The organism is Pseudoduganella sp. jia 9 (assembly GCF_055502615.1).
In genome coordinates, this window is the sequence record NZ_JBUPWE010000009.1 from 197,112 (window position 1) to 216,391 (window position 19,280).

General features: G+C 66.9%; 14 protein-coding genes and 1 other RNA gene. 5 read left to right on the top strand and 10 right to left on the bottom strand.

The annotated features are described in order from the left end of the window. Positions 1-37 precede the first annotated feature (37 nt). From ACY34H_RS13445 to ACY34H_RS13460, 4 genes are all read right to left on the bottom strand, one after another. Complete coding sequence (locus ACY34H_RS13445) at positions 38-2,101, bottom strand: putative bifunctional diguanylate cyclase/phosphodiesterase (protein ID WP_464977993.1); 2,064 nt, start codon at positions 2,099-2,101, stop codon at positions 38-40. Continuing rightward, positions 2,101-3,276 carry an HDOD domain-containing protein gene (locus tag ACY34H_RS13450; RefSeq protein ID WP_464977994.1) on the bottom strand — a complete coding sequence of 392 codons (1,176 nt, stop codon included), beginning with the start codon at positions 3,274-3,276 and terminating at the stop codon, positions 2,101-2,103. Before ACY34H_RS13450 ends, ACY34H_RS13445 begins: the two co-directional genes overlap by 1 nt. Before the next feature lie 239 nt (positions 3,277-3,515). After that, positions 3,516-4,130, bottom strand: a complete 615-nt coding sequence (locus ACY34H_RS13455; protein ID WP_464977995.1) for a response regulator — start codon at positions 4,128-4,130, stop codon at positions 3,516-3,518. A gap of 1 nt (position 4,131) precedes the next feature. Next, complete coding sequence (locus tag ACY34H_RS13460) at positions 4,132-5,490, bottom strand: cache domain-containing protein (protein ID WP_464977996.1); 1,359 nt, start codon at positions 5,488-5,490, stop codon at positions 4,132-4,134. Positions 5,491-5,675: 185 nt separating this feature from the next. Between ACY34H_RS13460 and ACY34H_RS13465 the strand changes: the two genes are divergently transcribed. The 3 genes from ACY34H_RS13465 (at position 5,676) to ACY34H_RS13475 (ending at position 9,641) form a co-directional block, all read left to right on the top strand. Continuing rightward, positions 5,676-7,733 (top strand): carbon starvation CstA family protein, encoded by a 2,058-nt coding sequence (locus tag ACY34H_RS13465; RefSeq protein WP_464977997.1) that lies wholly within the window; start codon positions 5,676-5,678, stop codon positions 7,731-7,733. A 16-nt stretch (positions 7,734-7,749) separates the two neighbouring features. Next, a complete protein-coding gene (locus tag ACY34H_RS13470; RefSeq protein ID WP_137316801.1) occupies positions 7,750-7,950 on the top strand; it encodes a YbdD/YjiX family protein in 201 nt (66 codons plus the stop codon). A 140-nt stretch (positions 7,951-8,090) separates the two neighbouring features. Further along, positions 8,091-9,641 carry a CocE/NonD family hydrolase gene (locus ACY34H_RS13475; protein ID WP_464977998.1) on the top strand — a complete coding sequence of 517 codons (1,551 nt, stop codon included), beginning with the start codon at positions 8,091-8,093 and terminating at the stop codon, positions 9,639-9,641. Positions 9,642-9,660: 19 nt separating this feature from the next. On the opposite strand, the gene ACY34H_RS13480 is transcribed toward ACY34H_RS13475, so the two are convergent. Beyond that, complete coding sequence (locus tag ACY34H_RS13480) at positions 9,661-9,969, bottom strand: DUF3144 domain-containing protein (protein ID WP_464977999.1); 309 nt, start codon at positions 9,967-9,969, stop codon at positions 9,661-9,663. A 155-nt stretch (positions 9,970-10,124) separates the two neighbouring features. Between ACY34H_RS13480 and ACY34H_RS13485 the strand changes: the two genes are divergently transcribed. Then, positions 10,125-13,043, top strand: coding sequence for a hybrid sensor histidine kinase/response regulator (locus ACY34H_RS13485; protein ID WP_464978000.1), 2,919 nt, complete (start codon positions 10,125-10,127; stop codon positions 13,041-13,043). Position 13,044: 1 nt separating this feature from the next. Then, a complete protein-coding gene (locus tag ACY34H_RS13490) occupies positions 13,045-15,189 on the top strand; it encodes a putative bifunctional diguanylate cyclase/phosphodiesterase (protein WP_464978001.1) in 2,145 nt (714 codons plus the stop codon). A 172-nt stretch (positions 15,190-15,361) separates the two neighbouring features. Here the strand turns inward: ACY34H_RS13490 and recR are convergent, their stop codons facing one another. The 5 genes from recR to ffs all read right to left on the bottom strand — a co-directional run bounded on the left by recR (position 15,362) and on the right by ffs (position 19,278). Then, positions 15,362-15,952 carry a recombination mediator RecR gene (gene recR / locus ACY34H_RS13495; RefSeq protein ID WP_464978002.1) on the bottom strand — a complete coding sequence of 197 codons (591 nt, stop codon included), beginning with the start codon at positions 15,950-15,952 and terminating at the stop codon, positions 15,362-15,364. A 76-nt stretch (positions 15,953-16,028) separates the two neighbouring features. After that, positions 16,029-16,328 (bottom strand): YciI family protein, encoded by a 300-nt coding sequence (locus ACY34H_RS13500; protein WP_464978003.1) that lies wholly within the window; start codon positions 16,326-16,328, stop codon positions 16,029-16,031. A 19-nt stretch (positions 16,329-16,347) separates the two neighbouring features. Further along, positions 16,348-16,674 carry a YbaB/EbfC family nucleoid-associated protein gene (locus ACY34H_RS13505; RefSeq protein ID WP_137316794.1) on the bottom strand — a complete coding sequence of 109 codons (327 nt, stop codon included), beginning with the start codon at positions 16,672-16,674 and terminating at the stop codon, positions 16,348-16,350. Positions 16,675-16,715: 41 nt separating this feature from the next. After that, positions 16,716-19,061 (bottom strand): DNA polymerase III subunit gamma/tau, encoded by a 2,346-nt coding sequence (locus ACY34H_RS13510; RefSeq protein WP_464978004.1) that lies wholly within the window; start codon positions 19,059-19,061, stop codon positions 16,716-16,718. Positions 19,062-19,179: 118 nt separating this feature from the next. Then, positions 19,180-19,278, bottom strand: an RNA gene (gene ffs / locus ACY34H_RS13515) — signal recognition particle sRNA small type. Positions 19,279-19,280: the final 2 nt, after the last annotated feature.

The window sequence follows — 19,280 nt, forward strand, 5'->3', positions numbered from 1 at the left end:
CACACTGCATGCCGGAAGTGCCCGCATTATACAGAAATCATTCCCCACCGCCAGAGCCGGCAACCGAATCCGCCCAGCCCTGCTCGGCCAGCGACCGCGAGAACTCCGCCGGCGGCAAGGGCCGCGAGTACAGGAAGCCCTGCACCTCGTTGCAGCCCGAGCGCCGCAGGAACTCCAGCTGCTCGCGCGTTTCCACGCCTTCGGCAATCACCCGCAGCGACAGCTGCCGCGAAATGCTGATGATCGAGCTGGCGATGGCGCAGTCGTTGGCGTCGGCGGGGATGCCGGTGGTGAAGGAACGGTCGATCTTCAGGGTATCGATCGGGAAGCGCTTCAGGTACGAAAGGCTGGAATAGCCGGTGCCGAAATCGTCCAGCGAGAGCGTGACGCCCAGCGCCGAAATGCGGTCCATGATGGCGATCACGCGGTCGATGTTGTGCATCAGCGTGCTCTCGGTGATCTCCAGTTCCAGCCATGCCGGCGCCAGGCCGTGGCGCTGCAGCGTTTCCTGCACGCGGTCCGGCAGCGAGGGCGTGAACTCGCGGGCGGAGACGTTGACGGCCAGCCGGATCGGCTGCATGCCGGCGCGCTGCCAGGCCTGGGCCTGGGCGCACACCGCTTCGAGCACCCACTCCCCCACCTGCACCACGAGGCCGGTGGCTTCGGCCAGCGGGATGAACTCGCCGGGCGGCACCATGCCGTGCTCGGGGTGCTGCCAGCGCACCAGCGCTTCGGCGCCGATGATGGCGCCGTCGTCGATCGAGAACTTGGGCTGGTAATGCAGCAGCAGCTGGCCGCTGCCGAGGGCCTGGCGCAGGCCCGATTCGATGCGCATGCGTTCGTGCATGCCCTGGTTCATGTCCGCGCTGTAGAAGGCCACGCCATCCGCTTCGGCGCCCTGTTTGGCGCGGTACATGGCGATATCGGCCTGGCGCAGCAGCGTTTCGGCGTCGAGGCCGTCCTGCGGATAGACGCTGATGCCGATCGCCGCGCCCACGCGCAGGTCGTGGCCGTCGATCAGGAACGGCTGCGACAGCGCGGCCATCAGCTTTTGCGCCACCGTGCTGGCTTCGTAGTGCTGCGTAATCTCGAACAGGCCGATGGCGAATTCGTCGCCGTTCAGGCGCGCCACCACGTCCTGTTCGCGCAGCACCATGCGGAAGCGCTGCGCCACTTCGCGCAGCAGCTGGTCGCCGGCCAGGCGGCCCAGCGTGTCGTTGATCAGCTTGAAGCGGTTCAGGTCGACGAACAGCACGCAGCCGAGCGACTTGGTGCGGAGCGCTACGGAGAGCGCCTGGTCCACCAGCTTGGTCAGCAGCGTGCGGTTCGGCAGGCCGGTCAGCGCATCGTAGTAGGCCAGGTGGTGGATGCGTTCCTCGGCCTGCTTGCGCTCGGTGATGTCGGTGAGGTAGGCGATCAGGCCGGTCGAGCGCTCGTCCGCGTCGAACATCGGCGACAGCGACAGGCTGGCCCAGAACACTTCGCCGGACTTTTTCTTGCGCCGCACTTCCATCAGGCGGCCGCCCTGCATCAGGAATGGATCGTGGAACGTGGGGTCTTCGTCGTCGTACAGGAACAGGATGTTGCGGCCGATCGCTTCCACCGAGGTGTAGCCGAACAGGCGCTCGGCGCCCTTGTTCCAGCTCGTGATGAAGCCATGCTGGTCCATCGAGATCACCGATTCGTGGATCTGGTCGAGGATCTGCGCCTGGTGCTGCAGCATCGCTTCCACCTGCGCATAGGCGTGGGTGGAGCGCTGCGCCAGCGAGTGAACGTGCAGCACGCCGGCGGCCAGGCGCGCCAGGCTTGCCAGGTTGCGGCGCTCGGCGGCCCCTTGCGCGCCGCCGGCGATCTCGAAGCGGCCCAGGCGGCAGCCGTCGTACGCGATCTCCTGCACCAGCGCATCCGGCGGCGCGGCCGCGGCAGGCGCGGTGTCGGGCGGCACGTAGCGCGCCCACGGGCTGTGCGTCACGTCGCCGGCGATCCGTCCCAGTTCGGCGGCCAGGGCCGGGCCGCGCAGGTGCAGCACGGCATCGCACAGCGCCGCGCTGCTGTCGAGGTAGTCCGTGACGGGCAAGGCCGCAGGCGGGTGCAGGGACATCAGATCGTCCTGCTTACCTGGATCGCCCAGCGCCAGCCCTGCAGCTGGCTATCCCAGAACTGTTCCGGCGCCAGTCCCAGTGCCGCGATGGCGGCCGGGTCGGGGACCGGCTGCTCGACCAGCGCCAGCATGGCGCCGAACGGGCCGGCACGATCGAGCAGCGCGCCGACGACATCCAGGTCAAGCGTCAATGCCGCGACGATGTCCGCCATTGGCATTGCCAGCAGTTCGTCGAGCAGCGCGAACACGCCCACCACGAAGGCCAGGTCCTGCCGGTCGCGGTCGCCGCCCAGCGCCCTGCACAGGGCCTCCATCTGCGCCGCGCGGCGCGCCGCCTCGGGCAGCAGCAGGTTCGGCAGGCCATCCTGTTGCGGCCGCGCGTACAGCAGCAGTTGCAGCCAGCGCTGCAACTGGCGCCGGCCCAGCACGTTGATCGCCTGGCCGAAATTGTGGATCGGGTTGGTGAAGCCGAATGCCGCCGAGTTGACCAGCTTGAGCAGGTGATACGACAGCGCCGGGTCCTGTTTCAGCACGGTTTCCAGTTCGCGCGAATCGGCATCCTGCGCCAGCAGGCCGAGCAGCGACAGCAGGCGCTTGCGCGAGGTGCCGTCGCCGGCGTCGGCAGTGCGGCGGCGCGCGTAGGGGCCGCTGAACCAGCCCATGCCGGCCTCGCGGCAGGTGGTGAAGCGGGCGGCGTCCTCGACGTCATGCGCCCAGTGCGGTCCCGGCAGGCTCAGCAGGGACAGCATGGACGGCAGGCCCCTGCCGCCCTGCGCGATGCCGCGGATGCCCGCTTGCGCGGCATGCATGCCGGCCTCTCCTTCCACCAGCAGCCGGAAACCCTGCTCGGCCAGCGCGGCGCAATGCTTGCGCACGGCAGGCGCCTGCAGCACGGCGGCGGGCACGTGCAGCACGATCCGCGCGGCCGGCAGCAGCGCCATCTGCGCCACATCGACGGACAGGGGATCGGCCAGCGGAACGATACAGTCGAGGGGAGCGAAGGCGGCCAGGGCGTCGGGCCGGCACAACAGTGCCAGCAGGGACGCCGTGCCGTGCGTATCCGCGCTGCCGGCAGTGCCAGTGGAAAATGGCCGGACGGCCAGCGCGGTCCACTGATGCCGGGCGTCGGCTACGGCTTCCAGTCCCGGCACGGGGAACAGGTCGGATTGGGACATCGTCTTCTCGGTGCGGTTGGGCGCAATCGTTATGCGAGCTAAAGGAACAGCCAGCCCCTTGCGCAGGGCAAAACCAGCAAATGTTTCAACCTGAATATTTCAATAAAGCAAAAAGATGCATTCAGGAATATATCAGAAAACCACCAGCGCACGTGCCTGCACACTTGAGACTCACAAAATGCACGAGCGTCTGTTCATTTCGAACAACAGAAAATCGCTTTTCCGTTGTTCAGCAGTGGTTACAGGTCGCGCGCCCGCTGCACCGCAAATTTGATCAGCTCGGCCTGCCCCTCGATGCCGAGCTTGCGCTTGATGTTCAGGCGATGCGTTTCCACGGTGCGCACCGAGAGGTCGAGTTCGCGGGCAATCTGCTTGTTCGATTCGCCGTTGGCGATGTGCCGCAGCACCTCCTGCTCGCGGCTGGTCAACTCGTCATGCGCCGGCGCGCGCACCAGTTGCCGGGCCAGCGCCGCGCTGTAGTAGATCCCGCCGGACATCACGGTTTCGATCGCCACCACGATATCCTTGCCCGGCGCATCCTTCAGCACGTAGCCGCGCGCGCCGGCGGCCATTGCCTGCGACACGTATTCCTGCTTGTCGTGCATCGACAGGATCAGCACCGCGATATCGGGGAACTGGTCGCGGAAGGCGCCTGTTGCTTCAATCCCGTTCGTGCCGCGCATATTGATATCCATCAGCACGAGGCCGGGCGCGTGCACGCGCGCCGCCTCCAGCGCCTCGGCGGCGCTGCCCGCTTCGGCCACCACGTCGAACCCAGGCACGGCTTCGAGCCGCGCGCGCAGGCCGTCCCGCACCAGCGGGTGATCGTCCACCAGCAATATCCTGATCGTCATCTCACGTTCCGTAATCGATATGGGCCCGCACGGTGGTGCCGCCCGGGGAAGAATCGAGCTCCAGCCGGCCGCCGATCGCCTCCATCCGCTCCATCATGTTGCGCAGGCCGATGCCGCGCTGCGGGTGCTGGGCGATATCGGCCGCATCGAAGCCCACGCCATCGTCGCCGATCGACAGTGTCACGCCATGCGCGCTGCCGGCCAGCGCCAGCGCGATGCGGCCGGCGTGCGCGTGGCGTTCGATGTTCGTCAGCGCCTCCTGGGCGATGCGGAACAGCACCGTGTTGGCTGTTTCCGGCAACCGCTCGGTGCTGCCTTCGGCGGTGAACTGCACCGGCATGCCGCTGTTGTGCTGGAATTCCTCGGCCAGGTGGGCCAGGGCCGGGGCCAGGCCGATATCGTCCAGCACCGCCGGGCGCAGGTTGTGGGAAATGCGGCGCACTTCGCCCAGCACCTTGTTCAACTGGCCGGCCGTGTGCTCGAACACCGCCAGCGCCTTCTGCGTCTGCGCGGGCTGGCCGGACAGCCGCTCGATGCCCGCCTCGATCTGCAGCTTGATCGACACCAGCCACTGGCTGATGCCGTCGTGCAGGTCGCGCGACAGGCGCGCCCGTTCTTCTTCCTGCGATTCGACCACGCGCTGCGCCAGCGCCTTCAGCTTCGCGTCGGCCACGCGCGATTCGGAAACGTTCAGCGCCAGCCCGGAAAAGCCCACCGCCAACGCCGACAGGATGGCGATCGCCGCGATCCACAGCATGGTGTTCTGGATATTGCGGCGCTGCTGCGCGTCGATCTTCGCCAGCGCGCGCTCCACGTCGTCCAGGTAGATGCCGGTGCCCATCATCCAGCCCCACCGTTCCATCGGGATCACATAGCCAAGCTTCGCCGCCTCCTGCCGCGTGGAAGGCTTGACCCACTGGTAGCGTTCCAGCCCGCCGCCGGCGCCGGCCCGCGCCAGCAGGCGCTGGAGCGTCAGGTTGCCGGCGCTGTCGCGCATCGCGTACAGGTTGCGGCCCACCAGGTCGGGCTGGCGCGGGTGCATCAGGCTGTTGCCCTGCATGTCGTAGACGAAGAAGTAGCCGTCGTCGCCGAAGCTGAGCGAAGCCAGGATCCGCTTCGCCTCGTCGAGCGTGGCCGGATCGGTGCGGCCGGATTCGTACAGGTGCTTCACCGAGTGCGAGGCCAGCGCCACGTAGTGCTTCAGCTCGGCCTCCTTGCTGGCCAGGTAGGCCTGCTCGATCGCCGCCTTCTGCTGCGTGGCCAGCAAGGCCGATTGGTGCCACACTGCCAGCGCGATGGCGCACAGCGCCAGGATCAGCGGCGTGATCGCGAGGAAGATGACTTTCTGGCGGAGTTTCATGCCGCGATTGTACGTTGCGCACTGGCGCGGCTTTCTACGTAATACTACGCAGCGGGTCTGCGTAGAAGTGCGCTTGTGGGAGATATACAGGTCGTGAATACTTAATATATAAGTCGCAACAGGAAGCTCAAATGAGGCTGCGGGTGATCCCTCACCCGCCAAGCGGCAAAACAACTGGAGGAAACATGAACCCCGTAATGAAGAAATTCGGCTGGGCAGCGCTATCGCTGGCCGGCGCGAGCGCGTTGGGCGTGGTCGCCCTGAAACGCGGCGAGCCGATCAGCGCGATCTGGATCGTCATCGCCGCTGTCTGCGTGTACCTGATCGCCTACCGCTTCTACAGTCTGTTCATCGCGCGCGACGTGATGCAGCTCGATGCCAAGCGCATGACGCCGGCCTACAAGCACAACGACGGCCTCGATTACGTCCCCACCAACAAGAACGTGCTGTTCGGGCACCACTTCGCCGCCATCGCCGGCGCCGGCCCGCTAGTCGGCCCGGTACTGGCCGCGCAGATGGGCTACCTGCCCGGCATGCTGTGGATCCTTGCCGGCGTGGTGTTTGCCGGCGCCGTGCAGGATTTCATGGTGCTGTTCCTGTCGATGCGCCGCGACGGCCGCTCGCTGGGTGACCTGATCAAGTCCGAGCTGGGGCCGATCCCCGGCAATATCGCGCTGCTGGGCACCTTCATGATCATGGTGATCATCCTGGCGGTGCTGGCGCTGATCGTGGTGAAGGCCCTGACCGGCTCGCCGTGGGGTTCGTTTACCGTGATGGCCACCATCCCGATCGCCATCTTCATGGGCATCTATTCGCGCTACTTCCGCGTGGGCCGCATCGGCGAGGTCTCCATCATCGGCTTCGTGCTGCTGATGCTGGCCATCGTCGGCGGCCAGTACGTGCAGGAACACGCGGCCCTGGCGCCGCTGTTCATGTTCACCGGCACCGAGCTGACCTGGATGCTGATCGGCTACGGCTTCATCGCTTCCGTGCTGCCCGTGTGGCTGCTGCTGGCGCCGCGCGACTACCTGTCCACCTTCCTGAAGATCGGCACCATCGTCGCGCTGGCGCTGGGCATCATCATCGTGGCGCCCACGCTGCAGATGCCGTCGATCACGAAGTTCATCGACGGCACGGGCCCGGTCTGGTCCGGCAACCTGTTCCCGTTCCTGTTCATCACGATCGCCTGCGGCGCCGTTTCCGGTTTCCACGCGCTGATCTCCTCGGGCACCACGCCGAAGATGATCGAGAACGAAATGCACGCCCGCTTCATCGGCTACGGCGCGATGCTGATGGAATCGTTCGTCGCCATCATGGCGCTGATCGCCGCTTCCACCATCGAGCCGGGCATCTACTTCGCCATGAACAGCCCGGCCGCGCTGATCGGCACCACCCCCGAATCGGCTGCCGCGGCGATCTCGCAGTGGGGCTTCTACGTGACGCCTGAAATGCTGACGCAGATGGCCAAGGACGTGGGCGAGCACACCATCATCTCGCGCGCCGGCGGCGCACCGACGCTGGCGGTGGGCATGGCGCACATCCTGTCCAACGTCATCGGCGGCCAGGCCATGATGGCATTCTGGTACCACTTCGCGATCCTGTTCGAGGCGCTGTTCATCCTCACCGCCGTCGACGCGGGCACGCGCGCCGGCCGCTTCATGCTGCAGGATCTGCTGGGCGCCTTCGCCCCGGCCATGAAGGAGACCGACAACCTGTTCGCCAGCCTGGTGGCGACCGCATTGTGCGTGGCGGCGTGGGGCTACTTCCTGTACCAGGGCGTGGTCGATCCGCTGGGCGGCATCAACACGCTGTGGCCGCTGTTCGGCATCGCCAACCAGATGCTGGCCGGTATCGCGCTGATCCTTGCCACCGTGGTGCTGTTCAAGATGAAGCGCGCCCGCTATGCGTGGGTGACGATCGTGCCGACGATCTGGCTGCTGATCTGCACGCTGTATGCGGGCTGGCTGAAGGTGTTCGACGCGAATCCGAAGATCGGCTTCCTGTCCCATGCGGACAAGTATTCGGCGGCGCTGGACAAGGGTGAAGTGCTGGCCCCGGCCAAGTCGCTCGACCAGATGGGCCAGGTGATCTTCAACGACTACATCAATGCCGGCCTGGCCGCCTTCTTCATGGTGGTGGTGCTGTCGGTGCTGGTGTTCGGCGTGCGCATGGCGCTGCGCGCCCATGCCGCGGCGCATCCAAGCCACAAGGAAACGCCGCCGCAGATGATGCCGGCGCAGTAAGGCAGGCGGGAACATCATGTTCGATGAAATCGTCAAGGCCGGCCGCTATCTCGGCCAGAGCATGCGGCTGATGGTGGGCCTGCCGGAGTACGACACCTACGTGGCGCACTGCGAGGCCACGCACCCGGACCAGCCGGTGATGAGCTACGAGGAGTTCTTCAAGGAGCGCCAGGAAGCCCGCTACGGCGGTGCCGGCAAGCGGGGCGGCTGCTGCTGACGCGGCTTGCCATCCCTGGCGATGATCGGCCCGGCCGCGCAAGCGGCCGGGCCGTTTCGTTTCCGGCGCCGTGACAATCGGGGAGATTTGCCAGCGACTAACTCTTCTATACTGCGCGTTTGCTACCCTCCCCTCCCGCCATGCGCCCACTCCTGTTTGCCCTGATCCTCTGCGCTGCACCCGCCGCCCAGGCCGCCGATACCTTTACCTTCCCGCTGAAACCCGGTCCCCATGCCGTGGGCCTGCAGGTAAAACAGCAGTACGACCGCTCGCGCGTGTACAAGACGCGCGTATCGCTGGCGACCGGCAAGCCGGCCGGCGGCGAACGGGCGCGGCCCATGCAGGTTCTGGCGTGGTATCCGGCGGCGCGCGGCGGCAAGCCGGTGACGTTCCGCGATTACTACGCCACCGGCGCCACCGAGGCCGACTTCGCACTCGATGCCGCCACCCTGCGGCGCAAGACGGACACGCGCCTTGCCGAACTCACGCAAGCGACGCCCTCCGCAGCCCAGGTGCTGGCACAGCCGATGCGGGCGGTGCGCGATGCGCCGGCCCTGGCGGGCAAATTCCCCGTCGTGATCTACGCACCGAGCTTCAGCGCCACGGCGGCGGAGAACGCCGACCTGTGCGAATACCTGGCCAGCCACGGCTACATCGTCTTGTCCAGCGCTTCGCAGGGCGCGCGCCAGCGCTCGATGACGGCCGATATCGAAGGCGTGGAAACACAGGCCACCGACATTGCCTGGCTGATCGGCCAGGCCGCCACGTTCGCCAATGCGGACATCGGCCGGCTGGCGGTGGCCGGCTTCAGCTGGGGCGGTCTGGCCAACGTGGTGGCGGCCGCGAAGGACGACCGCATCAAGGCGCTCGTCAGCCTGGACGGCTCGGTGCGGTCTTTCCCGCAACTGGTCGATGGCGGCAAGGCGGCGATCCCGTATGTCACGCCGGCGCGGCTGGCGGTGCCGATGCTGTTCGTGGGCCAGCGGCCCAGGACGGTGGAAGAGCTGAACCGCAAGCAGCAGAGCACGGACTTCAGCCTGCTGAACCACATGACCTACGCCGACGTGTACATCGTGACGATGCTTCCGATGGTCCATCAGAATTTCGCGGCGGATGCATTGCACGTGGCGCGCGACGCCGAATTCGACGAGTACAGCCGCGAAGAGGTCACGCAGGCTTATGGCTGGACCGCGCGCTACGTGCGCGAGTTCCTCGATGGCTACCTGAAGGATGACGCGGCGGCGCGCACGTTCATGGCCAACAAGCCTGCCGCCAACGGCGTGCCGAAGCATATGGCATCGCTCGACCTGCGGCGCGGCAGCGGCGTGCCGCCCACGCTGGAAAACTTCGCGGCGCAACTGGCGGCACGCGGCTTCGACCAGGCCGGCGCGATCCACGAAGAGCTGAAAACGCAAGGAGCCACGTTCAAGCTGGAACCGCACGACCTCAACAGCTGGGGCTACGAACTGCTGCGCGACGGGATGCTGGCGGAATCGGTGGCGATCTTCCGCTTCGGCACCCAGCTGCATCCGAAGGACGCCAACCTGTACGACAGCCTGGGCGAGGCGCAGGCCAAGGCCGGCCAGCGCGAAGCCGCGATCGACAACTACCGGCGCTCGCTGGCGCTCGATCCGAAGAATGCCAATGCCGTCGAGCGATTGAAGGCGCTGGGCGCGCCGGCGGCGCCGTGAACCCGGCAGCCGCTATCTGTTACTCGCCCGGAACGGTGACCGGCTGCCGGTAGGTGTCGAAGTTGGCGATGTGATCGTCCAGGTTCTGGCTCAGCATCTTGCGATATTCATCGGTGAAGTAGCGGATCGCCTCTTCCTTGTCCGCCTGCATCGCCTCCGCACTGGAGGCGCCGGTGGAGACGATGAAGGCATTGAAGCGCGCCGCCGCATACAGCAGCGATGCGCTGACGTTGCTATTCGGCACCGTCGTACCCTGCTCGTTTGCCAGCCGGATGACGGCGTCCGCCCGTTCCCAGAAAGCCGCGTCGATACCGTTGTTTTCGCTCATGATCCCGCTCTTGTCGAATGAAATACCGAGTGTAACTGGTCAATTATCGTATTTACAACAAAAAGTTTAGCACTGGAAATATAGATACATCTCAAGGTGTGCCCTGTCCCGAACCGATAAAGTTTTCCTGATGGAATCTTTTAGCGGCGGCGGACATGCTTACTTTCGAACGTTCGGGCCTGAGCAGGAAACTGACCGTGATCTCCGTGCTGTCCACTGGCAGCGCGTTGCTGCTGGTCTTTGCCGCGTTCGCCCTGAACTCTGTATTCAACCATACTGAAAACCAGACCCGGCAGGTCACCTCGCTGGCGGACGTCATCGGCGTCAACAGCGTGGCCCCCCTGCTGTATGCCGACCGCGTAACGGCCGAACAGGCACTCGCGGCGCTCGTGGTGCTGGACGAGATCACGCAGGCGGTGCTGTACGACCGCAACGGCAAGCCTTTCGCCACGTTCCCGGCGCGCGGTGCCGCACCCGTGCCGGGACTGGCGCCTGACATCCTGGCGGCGCTGAAGACGGCGCAGCCGGCGGCAGAGCCGACGCAGCCGTTCTCGCGCGCGGCCATGGGCGCGATACGGAACACGGTGGAGAACACCACGCAAGGCACCATGCAGATCGTGCGCCCGGTGCGCGTGGCCGGCCACCTGGTGGGCGCGGTCATGATCGAAGCGGCGGCCACGCGCATGTGGCTGGGCATGCTGGAAAGCGTGGCCATCACGGCGGTGGCCAGCGTGATCTCGTTCTCGATGGCGCTGGTGCTGGCCGGGCGCTTCAAGGTCAGCATCGCCCAGCCGATCGGCGAACTGATCGCGGCGGCACAGCGCGTGTCGTCCAGCCAGACCTATGCCCAGGTGCAGCACCAGCGCAGCGACGAACTGGGCACATTGATCGACAGCTTCAACGAAATGCTGGCCCAGATCGAACACCGCGATACCAAGCTGGCCCAGTACCGCGACCAGCTGGAGCGCCAGGTCAGCGTGCGCACCGAGCAGCTGGAGAAGGCCAAGAACGCGGCGGAAGCGGCCAGCCAGGCCAAGAGTGCCTTCCTGGCCACCATGAGCCACGAGATCCGCACGCCGATGAATGGCGTGCTGGGCATGACGGAGCTGCTGCTGGCCACCGATCTCACCGAACAGCAGCGGCACTACACCAGCATGGTCCAGCGCTCCGGCGAACACCTGCTGGTGATCATCAACGACATACTCGATTTCTCGAAGGTGGAAGCAGGCAAGCTGACGGTGGAATACATCCACTTCAACTTCCGCGAACTGCTGGATGACATCGACTACGTATTCTCGCCGCAGGCCCAGGCGAAGGGCCTGGAGCTTGAATTCGCCATCGCCAACGATATCCCGGTGGCCGTGATCGGCGATCCGAACCGCCTGCGTCAGGTGATCGTCAACCTGCTGGGCAACGCGATCAAGTTTACCGATGCGGGCCGCATCACGGTGAGGATTGCCGTGATCACCGAGGATGCCCAGTCGGTCGGCCTGCGCGTGGAGGTGCACGATACCGGCATCGGCGTGTCGCGCGAGGCACGCACGCGCATCTTCGATTCGTTTTCGCAGGCCGATGGTTCCACCACCCGCAAGCACGGCGGCACCGGCCTGGGGCTGGCGATCTCCAAGCAGCTGGTGGAGCTGATGGGGGGCACGATCGGTGTCGACAACGCGCTGACCCGCGGTTCGGTGTTCTGGTTCAGCGTGCGCTTCGACAAGCGCGGCGTCGATGCCGAAGACGCCTCGTTCTACCAGCGGACGACGAAGGGCTTGCGCGCGCTGGTCGTCGATGCCAATGCGGAGACGCGCATGGCGCTGGAAGGCCTGCTGGCACGCTGGCATGTGAAATGCGAATGCGCCGACAGCGCCGAGGAGGCCTTGCGCCTGCTGCGTGCGGCAAGCGCCGCAGGCCAGCCATGCGACGTGGCGCTGCTGGACATGGAGCTGCCGAAGATCGGCGGGCTCGTGCTGGCGGCGGAGATCAAGGCAGATCCGGCGCTGGCGGCCGTGCGGCTGCTGCTGCTGTCGACCGAGCGCAACGCCGCGGACACGGTACAGCGGCGCGAGGCCGGCGTGGCCTTCCAGCTGATCAAGCCGGCGCGCGAGAGCGACCTGTACGACTGCATCGTGGCGCCGCAGCGCGCCAGCGAAGGCGTGCGCATGGCGCCGCCGCAATCCGACCGCCTGGCGCGGCTGCTGCCCCGGCCCGCACCGGCGGCCATGCCGGCGCAACAGGTGCTGCCGGCCGCGCGGCGGCGCCATACCGTGCTGCTGGCCGAGGACAATCCCGTCAACGTCGAAGTGGCCAGCGGGATGCTCGAAGCCCTCGGCCTGGCGGTACACCGCGCCTGCAACGGCGAGGAAGCGCTGGCGGCCGTGCAGGCGGGCGACTTCGACCTGGTGCTGATGGATTGCCAGATGCCGGTGATGGATGGCATGGCCGCCACCGCCGAGATCCGCCGCCACGAGCTGCAGCAGGGCCGGGCGCGCCAATTGCCGATCATTGCGATCACCGCCAATGCGCTGCAGGGCGACCGCGAAACCTGCCTGGCGGCGGGCATGGACGATTACCTGTCGAAGCCGTTTTCGCAGGCCATGCTGTCCGCCACATTGGCGCGCTGGATCGCGCTGCCGCAGGCGGCGCTGGTGCATCACGGCGATACGCGCAGGCCGGCGGCCGTGTCCAACGCGTCCGTGCCGCCGGCGCCCAGGCTGGCGGGAGGCGCGATCAACCGCCACGCGCTGGACGCGATTCGCGCCCTCAGCGCCGACAAGGGCGAGATCCTGCTGCAGCGCGTGCTGCATGCGTTCATCGACGACACGCCGCGGCGCCTGGCATCGCTGCGCGACGCGATCGCCGCCGCCGACGCTGGATCGCTGCGCAAGGTGGCCCACAGCCTGAAATCGTCGAGCGCCAATATCGGCGCCGACACGCTGGCCCAGCTCAGCAAGGACATGGAACAGCTGGGCCGCAACGATATCGACAACGGCGCCGCCGTCCTGCTCTCGACGATGGAGCGCGAGTACACGGCAATCCGCGCAACGCTTTCTTCCCAGTTCGCCAAGGAGACCTAGAATGGCAGCACCCCTCCCCTCTCATCGCGGTACCGTGCTGGTGGCCGACGATGATCCCGTCATGCGCCTGCTGATGCTGGAAATGCTGGCCCAGGTCGGGCTGGACACGATCGAAGCCGAAGACGGCGAACAGGCGGTGGCCTGCTTCGAACGGCTGGCGCCCGACCTCGTGCTGCTCGACGTGGAAATGCCGCGCATGGACGGCTTCGAAGTGTGCCGCGCCATCCGGGCCCGCGAGCAGGGGCGTGGCCATGCGACCGCGGTGCCGATCGTGATGGTGACCGGCGACGACGACCTGAAGGCCGTGACGCAGGCTTACGAAGCCGGTGCCACCGACTTCGTGTCGAAGCCCATCAACTGGCCGATCCTCGGCCACCGGGTGCTGTACGTGCTGCGCGCCAGCGACGCGATCGCCCGCCTGCGTATCGCGGACGCGCACAACCGCGCCGTGCTGGCAGCCATTCCGGATACCTTCTTCCGCATGAGCCCGGACGGCTACTACCTCGATTACGAACAGGGCCACGACCCGGGTGCCGCGTTCACCGAGCAGCAGTGCGTGGGCCGGCACGTGCGCGACGTGCTGCCGCGCCCCATCGCCGAGCGCCTGCTGGACCAGCTGAAGACGGTGCTCGACACCCACTCGATCCGCTCGGTCGACTACGCGCTGGAGCGCGGCGATACGGTGCATCACTTCGAGGCCCGCCTCGTCAGCACCGGCGCCGGCGAAGTACTGGGGCTGGTACGCGACATCAGCGAGCGCAAACGCACCGAGGAACAGATCCGGCGGCTGGCCTATTGCGACAGCCTGACCGGCATTCCGAACCGGCAGGCGTTCCTGGAAATGCTGGACCGCGAACTGGCGCGCTCGCGCCAGCACGGCCGCAAGTTCGCGATCCTGTTCATGGACCTGGATTCGTTCAAGCGCATCAACGATACGCTGGGCCACGATGTGGGCGACCTGCTGCTGAAGGTGGTGTCCGAGCGGCTGCACGAAACGATCCGCCCGGGCGACGTGGTGGCGCACCAGGGTCTCGGCGAGGCGCCCGCGCGCGGCATCCAGGAGCGGCGCGGCAACAACCTGGCACGGCTGGGCGGCGACGAGTTCACCATCCTGATCCCCGACCTGGAGCGTGTCGAAGATGCGCTGAACGTGGCCCACCGCGTCAAGGATGCGATGCGGCGGCCGTTCCACCTGGACGGGCACGAGATCTTCGTCACCGCCAGCATCGGCATTTCGCTGTACCCGGAAGATGGCGACGATTCGAGCTCGCTGCTGAAATACGCCGACACGGCGATGTATCACGCCAAGAACTGCGGCAGGAACAACGCGAAACTGTACAGCTCCGCGTTGACGACGCAGATGATGAGCCATGTAAAGCTGGAGATCGGCCTGCGCCGCGCGCTGCAGAACAACGAACTGTACCTGCATTACCAGCCGCAGATCGATGTGCGCAGCGGTCGGCTGGTGGGTGTCGAGGCGCTGGTGCGGTGGCGCCATCCCGAACACGGCATCATCGGCCCGAACGAATTCATTCCGCTGGCCGAGGAAACCGGCCTGATCGTGCCGATCGGCGCCTGGGTGCTGCGCACCGCCTGCAGCCAGGCGCGCGCATGGCAGGAACAGGCCGGCCGGCCGATCCGGATGGCGGTGAACCTGTCGGCCCGCCAGTTCAAGGACGAGAACCTGGCGCAGACGGTGCTGTCTGTACTGAACGACACGGGCCTCGACCCGTGCCTGCTGGAGCTGGAACTGACCGAGGGCACGCTGATGGACGATGCGATGGCCACGCTGGCCACGCTGGAACAGCTGCGCGCGATCGGCGTGTACCTGTCGATCGACGATTTCGGTACCGGCTACTCGTCGATGAATTACCTGAAGCGCTTCAACGTGCGCGCGCTGAAGATCGACCGCAGCTTCATCAGCGGACTGCCGGAAGATTCCGAGAACGCCGCCATCACGCGCGCCATCATCGCCATGGCGCATGGCCTGAAGCTGGCCGTGGTGGCGGAGGGAGTGGAAACCGGCGAGCAGTTGCAGTTGCTGGAGCAGTACGGCTGCGACATGGCGCAGGGCTACCTGCTGGGCCGGCCATCAACCGCGCAAGCGATCGGCGAGCTGCTGACGGGAACCGCCCGGGCGCACTGAAAAATCAGGGACGGACCCTGTTTTTCAGGAAATTTTCTGCTGAGCGGCGGCTGGCGGTCAGGCGCGCTACTGTTGTTGAAGTTTCCTGGAAACCAGGGTCCGTCCCCATTTTTCCTGTTGTTGAAGTTTCCTGGAAACCAGGGTCCGTCCCCATTTTTCAGGCAACTTTTGCTCAGGTGCTGCGCCGGTCCAGCATGGCCCGGGCGATCGTGCCGGGGTCGACGTATTCGAGTTCGCCGCCGACCGGCACGCCGCGGGCCAGCCGGCTCACCTGCAGCCCGCGCGCCTTCAGCATCTCGCTGATATAGTGGGCGGTGGCTTCGCCTTCGTTCGTGAAGTTGGTGGCCAACACCACTTCGCCGACCACGCCGTCGGCGGCGCGGGCCAGCAGTTTTTCAAGATGGATGTCCTTCGGGCCGATGCCGTCCAGCGGCGACAGCCGGCCCATCAGCACGAAGTACAGGCCCTTGTAGGTCAGCGTCTGTTCGATCATGGCCTGGTCGGCCGGCGTTTCGACGACGCACAGCAGGTGGCGGTCGCGGGCTTCGTCGGCGCACATGTCGCACACCTCGGCCTCGGTGAAGGTATTGCAGAGCGCGCAATGATTGACCGATTCGACGGCCTGGTACAGCGCGCGCGACAGCATCGCCGCACCCTCGCGGTCGTGCTGCAGCAGGTGGAAGGCCATCCGCTGCGCCGACTTCGGCCCCACGCCGGGCAGGCGGCGCAGCGCCTCCGTCAGGTATTCCAGCGATTTCGCCATGTGTGTCAGCCAGGCAGCCGGCAGGCCGGATGATGCGCCGCGCGAGGCGCGAGGCGCGAAAGTGCCGCCGCCATGTTCAGGCCTGGTGGTCCGGAAGCCAGGCTTCCAGGCCGTCGGCCGCCATCGTCGGCACGAACTCGGTGATCGCGTAGCTGGCCGCGCCCGCCTGCTTGAACGGATCCAGTTCGATCACTGCTTCCACGTCCGCGCGGCTGTCGGCATCGGCGATGATGATGCCGCCGGTGCGCGGCACCATCCGGCCTGACAGCACGAACATGCCGTTCGCATACTGCTCGCGCAGGAAGGCGCGGTGGGCGGCGAGGAGCGCGTCGATCTCCTCGTTGGGCTTCAGGTAGGTCAGCGTGACGATGAACATGGCGCGCCCCGTGCAGCCGTCAGAACGGCATCTTGAAGCCGGCCGGCAGGTTCATGCCGGCGGTCAGGCCGCTCATTTTCTCGGCGGCGGTGGCTTCGGCCTTGCGCACGGCGTCATTGAAGGCGGCAGCGACCAGGTCTTCCAGCATGTCCTTGTCGTCGGCCAGCAGCGACGGGTCGATCGACACGCGCTTGACATCGTTCTTGCAGGTCATGACGACCTTCACCAGGCCGGCGCCGGACTGGCCTTCCACCTCGATGGAACCCAGCGATTCCTGCGCCTTCTTCATATTGTCCTGCATTGCCTGGGCCTGCTTCATGAGGCCGGCGAGCTGGTTCTTCATCATGATGTGTTTCTCCGTATCGGTTGGGTGATTGGGGGCGGCCTTCAGTGGGCCGGCGTAATGGGAGCCACGATCGAGCCGGGCACGACGAAGGCGCCGAACTCGCGCACCATCGCCTGAACGAACGGGTCGTTGTGCACGGTGTCCTCGGCGCGGCGCTGGCAGGCTTCGCGGTGCGCCTGCTGCTCGGCGGCGGTGGTGTACCACACCGGGCCGAGTTCCGTTTCGACCCGCGCGGGGCGGCCGAAACGCTCGGCCAGCGCCGCCGTCAGTTTCTCCACGTTCGGCGGCGTGCGCCACGTGTCGATCGGGCAGCGCAGGTGGAATACGACGGCATTGCCATCGATCTTGCATTCGATCAGTTCGGCCTGCGTGGCCAGTTGCTGGGCAACGCCGCGCAGCGGCAGGTGCGCGGCCAGCAGCGGCCAGTTGCCGTCCCACTCCAGTTCGGGAACGGGCGTGACCGCGTAGGCATACGGCGCCTGGGCCGGCGCGCTCTGGCGCACGGGCGCGGCCGCGGCTGCCGCTGCGGCTGTGGCGGGCGCTTCGGCCCGTGCGTCGGCCCGTGCGTCGGCGCGGTGCTGCACCGGTGCTTCGGCCCGCTGCTGCGCCGGTGCGGCAACCGCGCTATCGTCCGAGAATTCGGTGACCCATGGCGGCAGGTCGTCATCTTCCGGCGGTGCCGGACGGGCTTGCGGCTGCACCGTGGGGGGCGCTTCGAGCACCGCCGCTTCGCCTTGCGGCCGGGACTCTTCCCACGGCAGCGGCTTGGCCGGCGCGGCCGCCTGCATGGCTGGCGCTTGCGGCGCCTGCGGCGCGGGTTCTTCCGGAGCGGCAGTGCGCATCGGCGGACGTGCGCCGGTACGCGCCAGCGTGGCCGCGCGCGCCGCCTCGAGCGCCGCATTGATCGCCGCGCGCGCCGGACTCACGGGGCCGGACGGACGCGCCGCCGCGGGCGCCGATGGCGCGGGGGTGGGCGCGGCCGGCGGCGAGAACACGGCTGCGCGCGGCCCGGCCGCCGCCGCCGGAGGCGGCGCGGCGGCTGCATGGCTGGCCGCGGAGGCGACGGCGGCACGCGGGCCGGCCGCCTGCGTTGCTGCCGATCCTGCTGCCGATGTTCCTGCCGACCCTGCTGCCGATCCCGCTGCCGACGCGCCTGCCGATCCTGGCGATGGCGTACCTGCCGATCCAGCGGCGGCGGCGGCACGTGCCGGCGAGCCGCCCGCGGCCGGGCGGGACATTACCGGCGTGTTGGCGGGGGCTCCGCCGGGCGCGGCATCGGCGCCGCCGACGCCGGGGCGAAAGGCCAGCATCCGCAACAGCGTCATCGAGAAGCCGGCGTATTCGTCCGGCGCCAGGCCCAGTTCGTTGCGGCCATGGACGGCGATCTGGTAATACAGTTGCACCTCTTCCGCGTCGAACTCGGTGGCGAGACGGAGGATGTCGGCGTATTCCGGCAGATCTTCCGGCACGGCCGCCGGCACCGTCTGCGCCAGGGCAATCCGGTGCAGCAAGGTGCCCAGGTCCTGCAGCGCGCCGTTGTACGACAGGCTGCGGCTGGCCATCTCGTCGGCGACCGCCATCAGGTCGGCGCCATCGCGGTTCGCCAGCGCATCGAGCAGTCGCACCAGGTATGACTGGTCTAGCGCGCCGAGCATGCCCTGCACCGCTTCCAGCGTGACGGCGCCGGCCGCATAGGCGATCGCCTGGTCCGTCAGCGACAGCGCATCGCGCATCGAGCCGTGCGCGCCCTGTGCCAGCAAGCGCAGGGCCGGCTGCTCGAACGTCACGCCTTCCTGGCCCAGGATGTTTTCCAGGTGGCCGACGATGTGCCCGGGCGGCATCTGCTTCAGGTTGAACTGCAGGCAGCGCGACAGGACGGTGACCGGAATCTTTTGCGGGTCGGTCGTCGCCAGGATGAATTTCACATGCTCCGGCGGCTCTTCCAGCGTTTTCAGCATGGCGTTGAACGCGTGGTTGGTCAGCATGTGCACTTCGTCGATCATGTAGACCTTGAAACGGGCATTGCTGGGCGCGTAGACGGCCTGCTCGAGCAGCTGCGCCATTTCATCCACGCCGCGGTTCGACGCGGCATCCATCTCTATATAGTCGACGAAGCGGCCGCCATCGATGGCACGGCAGGCCTCGCATGCGCCGCAGGGCGTGGCGGTGATGCCGCCGTTGCCATCCGGCCCGGTGCAGTTCAGCGATTTCGCCAGGATGCGCGACAGCGTGGTCTTGCCGACCCCGCGCGTGCCGGTGAACAGGTAGGCATGGTGCAGCCGGCCCGTGCCCAGCGCATGCGTCAGCGCACGGACGACGTGCTCCTGGCCGACGAGCGTTTCAAAGTTGCGGGGACGGTACTTGCGAGCGAGGACTTGATAGGACATGCCGGGATTTTACCGCAGACCAGCGCCGGTGAGGCCAACAATAGGGACGCAGGCATCATGGCTGGCTGAACAGTACAGGCGTAAAAAAAGCCGCCGGAGCAGCTTTTTTCAATGATCGGGAGGCGAGCCTGATCTGCGGCACTTGCGGTGAACGGCTTTGGCTGCTTCGTTCCCGACCTGACCAGGTAAACCATGCCGCAATGCGCAGGGGCCCGCCAG